This is a genomic window from Streptomyces klenkii (genome assembly GCF_003626645.1).
Taxonomy (GTDB): Bacteria; Actinomycetota; Actinomycetes; order Streptomycetales; family Streptomycetaceae; genus Streptomyces; species Streptomyces klenkii.
This window is the reverse complement of sequence record NZ_RBAM01000003.1, coordinates 426,806-438,613: the sequence shown is the minus strand read 5'-3', so window position 1 is coordinate 438,613 and position 11,808 is coordinate 426,806. Positions and strand designations below refer to the sequence as shown.

General features: G+C 74.3%; 8 protein-coding genes. 3 read left to right on the top strand and 5 right to left on the bottom strand.

The genetic code is table 11. The annotated features are described in order from the left end of the window. Window positions 1-27: 27 nt before the first annotated feature. The 4 genes from D7231_RS08665 to D7231_RS08650 all read right to left on the bottom strand — a co-directional run bounded on the left by D7231_RS08665 (window position 28) and on the right by D7231_RS08650 (window position 4,901). Window positions 28-1,245 carry an MFS transporter gene (locus D7231_RS08665; RefSeq protein ID WP_120754354.1) on the bottom strand — a complete coding sequence of 406 codons (1,218 nt, stop codon included), beginning with the start codon at window positions 1,243-1,245 and terminating at the stop codon, window positions 28-30. A 109-nt stretch (window positions 1,246-1,354) separates the two neighbouring features. After that, entirely contained in the window at window positions 1,355-2,290 is a 936-nt protein-coding gene (locus tag D7231_RS08660; protein ID WP_422396692.1) for an endonuclease/exonuclease/phosphatase family protein, read from the bottom strand. Window positions 2,291-2,613: 323 nt separating this feature from the next. Then, complete coding sequence (locus tag D7231_RS08655; protein WP_120754352.1) at window positions 2,614-3,273, bottom strand: TetR/AcrR family transcriptional regulator; 660 nt, start codon at window positions 3,271-3,273, stop codon at window positions 2,614-2,616. Continuing rightward, the gene (locus tag D7231_RS08650) at window positions 3,270-4,901 is read right to left on the bottom strand and encodes an MFS transporter (protein WP_120754351.1); all 1,632 of its coding nucleotides are present in this window, start codon (window positions 4,899-4,901) and stop codon (window positions 3,270-3,272) included. The genes D7231_RS08655 and D7231_RS08650 overlap by 4 nt, the downstream gene beginning before the upstream one ends. Window positions 4,902-5,104: 203 nt before the next feature. On the opposite strand from D7231_RS08650, the gene panB reads away from it, so the two are divergent. From panB to D7231_RS08635, 3 genes are all read left to right on the top strand, one after another. Beyond that, window positions 5,105-5,986 carry a 3-methyl-2-oxobutanoate hydroxymethyltransferase gene (panB, locus tag D7231_RS08645; protein ID WP_120754350.1) on the top strand — a complete coding sequence of 294 codons (882 nt, stop codon included), beginning with the start codon at window positions 5,105-5,107 and terminating at the stop codon, window positions 5,984-5,986. Between the two features lie 303 nt (window positions 5,987-6,289). Next, window positions 6,290-7,324 (top strand): ATP-binding cassette domain-containing protein, encoded by a 1,035-nt coding sequence (locus tag D7231_RS08640; protein ID WP_120754349.1) that lies wholly within the window; start codon window positions 6,290-6,292, stop codon window positions 7,322-7,324. After that, a complete protein-coding gene (locus D7231_RS08635; protein WP_120754348.1) occupies window positions 7,321-8,145 on the top strand; it encodes an ABC transporter permease in 825 nt (274 codons plus the stop codon). Before D7231_RS08640 ends, D7231_RS08635 begins: the two co-directional genes overlap by 4 nt. Window positions 8,146-8,175: 30 nt before the next feature. Here D7231_RS08635 and D7231_RS08630 read toward each other — a convergent pair whose 3' ends face one another. Then, window positions 8,176-11,799, bottom strand: coding sequence for an AfsR/SARP family transcriptional regulator (locus D7231_RS08630; protein WP_120754347.1), 3,624 nt, complete (start codon window positions 11,797-11,799; stop codon window positions 8,176-8,178). Between the last annotated feature and the right edge of the window lie 9 nt (window positions 11,800-11,808).

Here is an 11,808-nt window from a genome sequence, read left to right as displayed (position 1 = left end):
CGGGGACCCCGCCGCTCCGGCCGTACGCTACCCCACCCGCTCCTGGGCCGTGTCCCGTTCCCGGTCGGCGTCGCCCGACGCGACCACCCTCGACGGCTCCGCGCCGTCGCGGTCCAGGGCGCCCGAGACCACCGCGCACAGCAGGCCCGCCGCGGCGAGGGCCGCGCCGACGAGGGTGGGGGACGTCCAGCCCCAGCCCGATGCGATGGCGATGCCGCCGAGCCACGCGCCGCCCGCGTTGGCGAGGTTGAACGCGGAGTGGTTGGAGGCGGCGGCGAGGGTGGGGGCGGACTTGGCCTTGTTCATGATCAGCATCTGGAGAGGGGTGCTGGTCATGGAGCCGGCGGCGCCGATCAGGACCACGGTCGCGAGCGCGGCCCACTTCACGTGCACCGTGAAGTCGAAGAGGACCAGGACCGCCGCGAGCCCGGCGAGGGCCCCGTAGAGCGTGGGGCGCAGGGCGCGGTCGGTCAGCGGGCCCGCGGCCAGGACGCCCAGGGTCATGCCGGTGCCGAACAGGGCCAGCACGAACGTCACGGAGGTCTCCGAGAAGCCGGTGACCTCGACGGCCATCGCCGACAGGTAGCTGTAGACGGCGAAGACGCCGGCGAAGCCGAAGACGGTGGTCAGCAGGCCGAGCAGCACCTGGCGGCCGCCGAGCGCGCGCAGCTCGCGGCCCAGGCCCGCGCCCTGCTCGTGCGGCAGGTCGGGGATCAGCCGGGCGAGGGCGGCCATGGCGGCGAGGCCGATGCCGGCCACGACGAGGAACGTCGCGCGCCACCCCAGGTGCTGGCCCAGGAGCGTCGCGGCCGGGACGCCGACGATGTTGGCGACGGTCAGGCCGAGGAACATCATGGCGACGGCCCGCGCCTGCCGTCCCTCGCCCGCGAGGCGGGCGGCGACGACGGAGCCCACGCCGAAGAACGCGCCGTGCGGCAGCCCGGCCAGGACCCGGCCCGCGATGAGCGTGCCGAAGGTGGGGGCGAGCGCCGAGGCGAGGTTTCCGATCGTGAAGACGCCCATGAGCAGGATCAGCATCCGCTTGCGGGGGATGCGCGAGCCGAGGGCGGTGAGCAGCGGGGCGCCGAAGACGACGCCGAGGGCGTAGGCGGAGACGAGGTAGCCGGCGGTGGGGACGGAGGTCCCCAGGTCGCCGGCGACGTTGGGCAGGAGGCCCATCATCACGAACTCGGTCGTCCCTATGCCGAAGGCCGAGACGGCGAGCGCCAGCAGCGCCAGGGGCATGAGGAGGCCTTTCGAACGAGGGTGCGGGGCAAGCCCTCCAGCCTACGGGATGGCTCCGCAGGCCCCGCTGCGCCCGTCCTCCCCGCTCAGAGCTTGCCCCGCGCCCCGCTCAGAGCTTGACCCGCGCCGCCACCGGCAGGTGGTCGCTCGGCGTCTTCGGCAGCGTCCACGCCGAGACGGGGTCCATCCCGCGCACCATGATCTGGTCGATCCGGGCCATCGGGAAGCTCGCCGGCCAGCTGAAGCCGAAGCCGTCGCCCGCGGCGCCCTGCGCGGACCGCAGCTGCGAGGTGACGGGGGCGAGGGAGCGGTCGTTCATGGTGCCGTTGAGGTCGCCGAGGAGGACGACGCGCTTCTCCGGCTCCTGGGCGATGGCCCGGCCGAGCGCCTCCGCGCTGCGGTCGCGCTGCCCGGCGGTGAAGCCGGCGTTGAACTTCACGCGCACCGACGGCAGGTGCGCGACGTAGACGGCCACCGGCCCCTGGGGCGTGCGGACGGTGGCGCGCAGGGCCCGCACCCAGCCGAGCTGGATGTCGACGGGCTGGACCAGCTCCAGCGGGTACTTGCTCCATATGCCGACGGTGCCCTGCACGGAGTGGTACTTGTACGTGCCTTCGAGCGCCTTCTCGTAGCGCGAGGTGTTGGTGAGCTCTTCCAGGGCCACCACGTCGGCCCCGGAGGCGGCGACGGCTCGTGCGGTCGCGGCGGGGTTCGGGTTCTCGGCGTTCACGTTGTGCGTGGCGACCGTGAAGTTGCCGCCCTTGGCGGTCTTGTCGCTCAGGAGGCCGCCGAAGAGGTTCACCCAGGTGACGATGGGGAGCAGCAGTGCGACCAGCGCGGTCGCCGAGCGGCGCACGAGCGCGAGGACGAACAGGACCGGCACGGCGAGGCCGAGCCAGGGCAGGAACGTCTCGGTGAGGCTGCCGAGGTTGCCGATCTTGTTGGGGAGCTGGGTGTGCAGGAGCATCAGCAGCCCCAGCAGGGCGGCGATGACGGCGAGGACGATGCCGCGCCGCCAGACGCCGCGGTCCCGCCACTGGTCCATGAGGCGCCGGGCCCCGGATCCGGTCCGCTCCGGACCGGTCCCGTCTCGGCCCGTCTCCTGCATGTACGCCTGCGCCATCCGTCGTCCTCAACTCTCCGTCGCTGCGGCCCCGCCCACCAGACGATAGGTGATCACCGAGTGGGTGCGGCATGCGCCGCTTCCGCTTCCTGCCGGACGCCCCTGGAGGGGGTGTCGCAGGGGAGGACGACGGCCCGGCGGACCGGGGTTCCGGTCCGGGGGCCCACGGGGGCGTGCTGTGACAGAACGGGCATAATCCGCGTGAGATCCGCGCTGCCGGAGCCGACGGCTCCGCCCCGCCGGGGTCAGCGCGGGCGGATTCCCTCCAGCACCGCGTCGACGATCTTCCCGGGAAGGTCCTCCGGCAGCTCCGCCCGGTCGTGGAACATGGCCCGCGACAGCATGGGGCTGACGACGAGGTCGCCCATCAGCTCGACGTCCAGGTCGGGGCGGACCTCGCCGGTGGCCATGCCGCGCCGCAGCACGGCGTGGACGGCCTCGCGGCGGACCCTGACGACCTTCTCGTGGTACTCCTGCCAGAGCTCGGGATGGGCCTTGACCTGCGCGAGGACGGTGCGCAGGACGGCGGAGGAGCGCTTGGCCAGCCCGCGCCGGCGCAGCGTCTCCAGCAGCGTGACGAGGTCGTCGCGCACGGACTCCCCGGCGAGCTCGGGCGCGGTGTGCTCCAGGGAGCGCATGACGTCGAGCATCAGCGCCTCCTTGCCGGCCCAGCGGCGGTAGACCGTGGCCTTGCCGACGCCGGCCTCGCGCGCGATGCGCTCCACCGACAGCTCGCCGAGGGGGACGCCCTCCTCGATGAGGCGCAGGACGGTCTCGATGACGGCGCTGTCGAGGGCGGCGTTACGGGGCCGCCCGCGCCGCTCGGCGGTCCCGGGCGGGGCCGCCGCGGACGGCGCGGGGGCCGCTGCGGACGCAGGAGGGGCCGCTCCCGCCGTCTTCGTCATGCCCCCGCCCCCGCCTGCTCCTTGCGGCCGTCCGGCCGCGCGGCGCCCGCCGGCGGGCGCATCGCTCCCCGCTTGGGCAGGAACAGCGCCACCACGACCGCGCCGAGCAGCGCCGACGCGCTCGCGCACAGCACGGTGACGTGCATGGCGTGGACGAACGCGTCGCCGGCGGGGCCGATGAGCGCCTTGCCCTGCGGGCCGAGCCGGGCCGCGGCGTTCAGCGTGGCCTCGATGGACTCGCCCGCCGCGTGCCGGGCCTCCTCGCTCAGGCCGGGCAGGGCGTCGATCCGGGCGGAGATCCCGTCGCGGTACGTCGTGGACAGCACGGAGCCGAGCACGGCGATGCCGAGCGCCCCGCCGAGCTGCCGGAAGGTGTTGTTCACGGCCGAGCCCGAGCCGGCCTTGTCGCGCGGCAGTGACTGCATGATCGAGACGGTGGCGGGCGGCATGATGTGCGCCATCGAGGCGCCCTGGAAGAACAGCAGCACCTCCAGCACCCACACCGGGGTGTCCTGGTCGAGCAGCAGGAAGCAGGCCATGGTCGCGGAGACCATCACCATGCCGCCCGTGCAGACGACGCGCACGCCGAGCTTCGCGACCACGCGGCGGACGCGTACGGCGAAGAACATGTGGGCGGCCGCGAGCGGCAGCATCAGCAGCCCGCTCTGGAGCGGGGTGAAGCCCCGCACGCTCTGCGTGTAGAAGACGGTGAGGAACGTGACGCCCATGAGGGCGAAGAAGACCAGCGCGATGGCGGAGACAGCGGCGGAGAAGGCCCGGTTGCGGAACCAGCGCACGTCGAGCGCGGGGTGCCGGGAGCGCCGCTCGTGCAGGACGAACAGGGCGAGGACGAGCAGGCCGCCGCAGACCGTGCCGTAGACCTCGGGATCGGTGAAGTCGGCGAGCTGGCCGCCCTTGATGATGCCGTAGACCAGCAGGACCAGGCCCGCGACGGAGAACACCACGCCGAGCGGGTCCAGGCGGCCGGGCCGGGGGTCCTTGGAGTCGGGGACGAGCAGGGACATCGCGATCACGGCGGTGATCACGATGGGCACGTTCACGAGGAAGACCGATCCCCACCAGAAGTGGTCGAGCAGGATGCCGCCCGTGATCGGGCCTATCGCGACGGCCAGGCCGACGGCGCCCGCCCAGATGCCGATGGCCTTGGGCTGCTCCTCGCGCTCGAAGACGTTCACGATGATGGCGAGCGTGGCGGGCATGACGAACGCGCCGCCGAAGCCCATGACCGCGCGGAAGGCGATCAGCTCGTGGGGTGAGCCTGCGAACGCCGAGAGCACCGACCCCGTGCCGAAGACGGCCATGCCGAAGAGCAGGACCTTCTTGCGGCCGAGCCGGTCGCCCAGCACGCCCGCCGTGAACAGGATCCCGGCGAAGACCAGGGTGTAGGAGTTTATGGCCCACTCGAGCTCGCTCTGGGTGGCGCCGAGGCCCGTGGGGGCGGGGGTGGCGATCGTCTTCATCGCCACGTTCAGGATCGAGTTGTCCAGCACCACGATGAGCAGGCTGAGCAGCAGGACGGCCAGGATCGCCCAGCGTCTGCGGTGGACCGCCTCGGGGACTCTCCGGGGCGGGGCGGCGGGGGCGGCGCCGGAGGGATCGGTTGCCATGCCGACCAGCTTAGATCTTTTTCCGATACGGGTCCGTCTCGTATTGAAAAGCCTTTACCCGGAACCGGCGAACAGTTGTGCGGATCATGGCTCTCGTTGTCCTTCCCCGCCCTTTCCCGGCCGCGGGCGGCGTGTCAGCATGGAAACGATCCGGGGACGCCGTCAGGGCGCCTCGAGACGACACATCACAGGAGCACACCGCCATGACGACGACGCCTGCCCAGAACGGCCCCGGCAGCCCCGACAGCAGCCGCGACCCCAAGGCGCTGTACGGGGGCACGAGCTCCCGGCGCATCACCGTCCGCGACATCGCCGCCGCCAAGGCGCGCGGCGAGAAGTGGCCCATGCTCACCGCCTACGACGCGATGACCGCCTCCGTCTTCGACGAGGCCGGCATCCCCGTCCTCCTCGTCGGCGACTCCATGGGCAACTGTCACCTCGGCTACGAGTCCACCGTGCCCGTCACCATGGACGAGATAGCCGTCCTCTCCGCCGCCGTCGTACGCGGCACCAAGCGCGCCCTGATCGTCGCCGACCTGCCCTTCGGCTCGTACCAGGAAGGCCCCGTCCAGGCGCTGCGCAGCGCCACGCGGCTGATCAAGGAGACCGGCGCGGGCGCGGTCAAGCTGGAGGGCGGAGAGCGGTCCGCCGAGCAGATCAAGCTGCTGGTCGAGGCCGGCATCCCGGTGATGGCCCACATCGGCCTCACCCCCCAGTCCGTCAACGCCTTCGGCGGCTACCCCGTGCAGGGGCGCGGCGAGGAGGCCGCGCAGCAGCTGCTGCGCGACGCCAAGGCCGTGCAGGACGCGGGCGCGTTCTCCGTCGTCCTGGAGCTCGTCCCGGCCGAGCTGGCCGCCGAGGTCACGCGCGCGCTGCACATCCCGACCGTCGGCATCGGCGCGGGCGCGGAGTGTGACGCGCAGGTGCTGGTGTGGACGGACATGGCCGGCATGACGCCGGGGCGCGTCCCGCGCTTCGTCAAGCAGTACGCCCAGCTGCGCGAGGTCCTGGGCGGCGCGGCCCGCGCCTTCGCCGAGGACGTGGTCGACGGCGCGTACCCGGCCCCGGAGCACGCGTTCCACTAAGCGTGGGGCGGTGCCGCTACGGCGCGGGGCCGCATGATCCCTTCCGCCGCAGCGGTGCTCAGCCCCCATGACGCTGTCCGGCGGTGCCGTGCCCGGCTCGCAGGCCGGTCCGGCACCGCCGGTATCCGCCGCGCCGGTTGCTCGCCGCCGCGGCGGAGGAGGGTGTGCGAGGCGCCTCGCATCGCTGCGGCGCAGGGGCGCGGCGGCAGTCCGGCCCGCCGACAGCGCGCCGACAAGATCGCCGACAGCGCCTGTCGGCGCTCTGTCGGTGCGATGTCAGTGGCGGCTGGCACTGTGGTGGGCATGACGCGAAACGACACCACACGGGGGGCGGGCAGCGGCGGCAACGCCGTCGAAGTCCGCGGCCTCGTCAAGCACTTCGGCGCCACCAAGGCGCTCAACGGAGTCGACCTGGACGTCCGCGAGGGCACCGTCCTCGGCGTTCTCGGTCCCAACGGCGCCGGCAAGACCACGCTCGTGCGCTGCCTGTCCACCCTGCTCCGGCCCGACGCGGGCACCGCCCGCGTCGCGGGGTACGACGTGGTGGCCCATCCCCGGCAGCTGCGCCGGGTGATCGGCCTGACCGGCCAGTACGCCTCGGTGGACGAGAAGCTGTCCGGCTTCGAGAACCTGTACATGATCGGCCGGCTGCTGGACCTGTCCCGCAAGGACGCCCGCCGCCGCGGCGAGGAGATGCTGGAGCGCTTCTCCCTCACCGAGGCCGCCAAGCGGCCCGCCGGGCAGTACTCCGGCGGCATGCGCCGCCGGCTGGACCTGGCCGCCTCCATGATCGGCCGCCCGGCCGTGCTCTACCTGGACGAGCCCACCACCGGCCTCGACCCCCGTACGCGCAACGAGGTGTGGGAAGAGGTCCAGCGGATGGTCTCCGAGGGCTCCACCGTCCTCCTCACCACGCAGTACATGGAGGAGGCCGAGCAGCTCGCCAGCGAGCTCACGGTCATCGACCGCGGCCGGGTCATCGCGGGCGGCCGGGTGGACGAGCTGAAGGCGAAGGTCGGCGGCCGCACCCTCCAGGTCCGCCCGGCGGACCGCGCCGAGCTGCACCGCATGGTCGGCGCGCTGGCCCACGCCCAGCTCGACGGGATCTCCGGCGCCACCGCCGACGAGGCCGAGGGCGTCGTCAACGTCCCGATCATCAGCGACGAGCAGCTGACGGCCGTCGTCGCCCTGCTGGGCTCGCGCGGCTTCGCGATCTCCGGCATCTCCACCCACCTGCCGAGCCTCGACGAGGTCTTCCTCGCCGTCACCGGCCAGAAGGCTTCCGTCCCGCAGCAGGACGCCGCCGACACCGACGCACTCCAGGAGGTCGCCGCATGAGCGCGGCTACGCTCAGCGCGCCCGCGGCGGCGCCCGCCCGCGAGGGCCGCATCGGCCTGCGAGCCAACCTGCGGCACATCGGCGCCCTCGCGCGCCGCAACATGCTCCAGATCAAGGCGGACCCGGAGTCGATGTTCGACGCCGTGATCATGCCGATCATCTTCATCCTGCTCTTCACGTACGTCTTCGGCGGCTCGATGGCCGGCAAGGGCCACGAGAAGGAGTACCTCAACTACCTGGTGCCCGGCCTGATGGCCATGCAGGGCATGAACATCGCGATGGCCGTCGGCACCGGCGTCAACGACGACTTCAAGAAGGGGGTGATGGACCGCTTCCGCACCATGCCGATAGCCCGGTCCTCCGTCCTCATCGCGAAGATCGTGGTCGAGATCGGCCGGATGCTCATCGCCACCGCCATCCTGCTGGGCATGGGCTTCGCCCTCGGCCTGTCCATCACGACCACCCCGCTGCACCTGCTGGCCGCGGTCGTCCTGTCCGTGGCGTTCGGCGCCTCGCTGATGTGGGTCTTCATCCTGCTGGGCCTGTCCCTGAAGACGCCGCAGGCCGTCCAGGGCATCGCGATGCTCGTCCTGATGCCGCTCCAGTTCGGCAGCTCGATCTTCGCCCCGACGGCGAAGATGCCCGGCTGGCTGGAGGGCTTCACCGAGTACAACCCGCTGTCCAACCTCGCCGACGCCGCACGCCACCTGATGCGCGGCGGGCCCGTCGCCCACTCGGTGTGGATGACGCTGGCCTGGGCCGTCGCCATCACGCTCGTGACCGCGCCCCTGGCCGTCTCGAAGTTCCGGAAGAAGACCTGAGCCGGGCCGGCAGCGCAGGCGTCGGACGCGTCATACGAGGGCGGTGGCCTCCTCCAGGGAGAGGCCGCCGCCCTCGGCGTACGCGCGCTCGTAGGCCCGGTCCTCGCCGAGCACGGCCCGCACCGCCGCCTCCGCGGCGTCGCGGACCTCGCGCTCCACGGACGACTCCGGCAGCTCGCCGGGGCGCAGGGCGTCCGCCGCGCCCATCAGCTTCGCGGCCGTCAGCGCGTGCTCCTCGCGGGCCGGCGCGGGCCGCTGCTCGCCGGCCAGCGCGGCGTGGGCGGAGGCGGCGAACAGCAGGTGCGTCATGGGCAGCTGCGGCACGGCCAGCATCGACAGCGGGTCGCGGGCCATCGACAGCGCCTTCCGCAGCCTCGGCAGGGCGTCCGCGGGCTTGCCCTCCAGCGTGTCCAGCCAGGCCATCTGGCCGGACATCAGGTTCTCGAACATCACCACCGAGCGGATGCCGAAGTCGTCCACCAGCTCCTCGAAGATCTCCCGGGCCTCGGCCGTCCGGCCGGTGCGGGCGACCCGGATGCCGAGCTGGAGCCGGCCGAAGATCGCGGAGTCCGTGTTGCCCGCCTCCGCCTCGGCGATGGCGTCGCGCAGCATCTGCTCGCCCTCGTCGTCGCCGACCGCGCCCGCCTCGACCAGGGCCCCCGCGAGCCGCGCCCGCAGCGCCGGCAGCTGGCCGGTCGAGCCCAGCTCGCGCACCTGCTCGGCGGCCTCCCGGTAGTCCTCGGCCGCCAGCGCGAACTGCCCGCGCCGCTCGTGCACCTCGCCCAGACACGTCAGCCCCTCCGCCACGCCCCAGGCGTCCCCGAGCCGCCGGAAGATCCGGATGCCCTCCTCCGCGTCCGCCGTGGCCCGGTCCAGGCTGTTGGGGTGGTCGTTGATTATCTTCGAACGCAGTTGCAGGGCGTGCGCGAGCTCCCAGTCGTAGCCGAGCTCGCGGCAGCGCTCCACGATGCCGTCCAGGGTCCGGTGCAGCGCCCCGAAGTCACCGGTCATGATCGTCGCGTAGAAGACGATGTACCCCGGAGCGCGGCAGACCTGCGGCGGGTTGCCGGCGTAGGCGGCGACGATGGCGCGCATCCGCTCCTGCGTCTCCGGCACGCGCATCTCGGCCATGTCGTTGATGCTGATCAGGCGCATCAGATGGATGCCGCGCCGGGCCTCCATCAGCAGTTCGGGCGGCATCGGCGGCGGCTGCTCGATGCACGACACGTACAGCGGCGGGGCCGGGGCCGCCGGCTCGGCGAAGGGGTCGGGGCCCAGCGCGCCCACCACCTCCACCCAGTGCATGGCGTCCGCCCGGTGGTCCCGCAGCTGCCAGAACCAGCCCAGGGACAGCACCAGGCACAGCGCCTCCTGCTCGTCCCGCGCCGCGACGGCGCGGCGCAGGGCGGTGCGAAGGTTGTCGTGCTCCAGCTCCAGGCGCTCCAGCCACATGCCCTGGGCGGGGCCGCGCAGGAGCGGGTCGGCGGTGCGGGCCAGCTCGCGGTACGCCACGAGGTGGCGGTGCTCGGTGGCGGCGCGCTCGCCCGCCTCGTCCAGGCGCTCGGTGGCGTACTCCCCGACGGTCTCCAGCAGCCGGTAGCGCATCTCGCCACCGGCCGCGGGCGCGGCGACCACCAGCGACTTGTCGACGAGCGAGCCGAGGAGGGCGGCGACGTCGCGGGCCGGGGCGGCGTCCGGCCCCGCCGGGGCGCCGTCCGGGCCGTCCGAGCAGACCTCCTCCGCGGCGGCCAGGTCGCAGCCACCGGAGAAGACGGACAGGCGGCGCAGGACGGCCTTCTCCGGGCCGGCCAGCAGGTCCCAGGACCAGTCGACGACCGCGCGCAGCGTCTGCTGGCGCGGCAGCACGGTGCGGCTGCCGGAGGTCAGCAGCCGGAAGCGGTCGTCCAGGCGATCGGCGAGGGTGCGCGGGCTGAGCATCCGCAGCCGGGCGGCCGCGAGCTCGATCGCCAGCGGGAGCCCGTCCAGCCGGCGGCAGATCTCGGCGCACGCCTCCGGGTCGTCCTCGACGCGGAAGCCCGGGCGGGCCGCGGCGCCGCGGTCGGCCAGCAGCCGCAGGGCCACGGTGTCGGGCAGCGGCTCCACGGGCCGCACCGCCTCGCCGGGCACGCCCAGCGGCTCGCGGCTGGTGGCGAGCACCGTGACGGCCGGGCAGTGCGCGAGGAGCGTCTCGGCGACGCGGGCGGCGGCGTCGATCACGTGCTCGCAGTTGTCGAGGACGAGCAGCATGCGGCGCTGCGCGCAGTGCTCGGCGAGCCGCGCCAGCGGGTCGCTCGCGGAGGCGTCGCTCGCGGCCCGCAGCCCGTCGGCGGTGGTCCGCACCAGGGTCTCGCGGCCGCCGAGCGCGGTCAGCACGGCCTCGGGCACGGTGGCCGGGTCGTCGACGGGCGCGAGCTCGGCGAGCCACACCCCGTCCGGCCACCCGTCCCCGTCCCCGCCCGCGGCGGCGGCCTCGGCGGCCTCCTGCGACAGCCGCGTCTTCCCGGCCCCGCCGGGGCCGAGGAGGGTGACCAGGCGCTGCGCCCGCAGGTCGGCGCCGATGGACGCGATGTCGTCCTCCCGCCCGACGAAGGAGGTCAGCCGGGCCCGGAGGTTGCCGGGGTGGGCGGGCGTGCCGCCGGGGGAGGCGGGGCCGCCTCCGGACAGGGGCGCGGGCCCGCGGGAGGCCGCACCGTGCGGGGCGGGTGCGACGGGAAGCGCACCGCTGCCGGGGGCGGGCGCGAGGCCGTCGCCTGCGGAGGCACCGTCCGCGCCTGTGGCGCCTGGCGTGAAGGGGGCTCCCGCCGCAGGCGAAGCGCCGTGCGGAGCCGGGGCGCCGCGAAGGCCGGCGACCCCCGGGCGCGGTCCCGCGCCGGCACCGTACGGAGTGCCGTACGACCCCGGGGCGCCGGGCGCCGCCCCCGGCGCGGGCAGCGGCTCGGGCGACAGCAGCTCCGCGTGGAGCGCCCGGAGCTCCGGGCCCGGGTCCGTACCGAGGCGGTCGGCCAGGTCGCGGGCGAGGCCGACGTAGGCGGCGAGGGCTTCCGCCGGGCGGCCCGCCGCGCGCAGGGCGCGCAGCCGGACGGCGTGCAGCGGCTCGTCCAGCGGATGCTCGTCGCACAGCGCCGCAAGCTCCGGAAGTATCTGCTCCGCATCGCCGAGGGCGACCGCGGCCGCGAGCCGCGTGCGCCGTGCGTCCAGGCGGCGGGCCTCGTACCGTACGGCCGGCGCCGCCCGGCCCGGCAGGTCGGCGAGGACGGGCCCGCGCCACAGGGCCAGCCCGGTGTCCAGCAGGTCGGCGGCCTTGGCGGGGTCGCCGCCGGCCAGGGCCCGGGCCCCCTCCTCGGCCAGTCGCAGGAAGCGGTGCAGGTCGACGTCCTCGGGCCCGGCGCAGAGCCGGTAGCCGCCGGCGGCCGAGGCCACGGCGTCGTGCCCGATGGCGCGGCGGAGCCGGCCGACGAGGGCCTGGAGCGCGCCCGGCGCGTCGGCGGGCGGCTCGTCCTCCCAGACGGCGTCGATCAGCGCCTCGGCGGTGCGGACGCGCCCCGGGTGGAGCGCGAGCGCGGCGAGGAGGGCGCGCAGCCGGGCGCCGCCTAGGGCGGCTGCCCGGCCGTCGCCGGAGTGGGCCTGGGTGGTGCCGAGGATGCAGTAGCGCACCCGCCCATT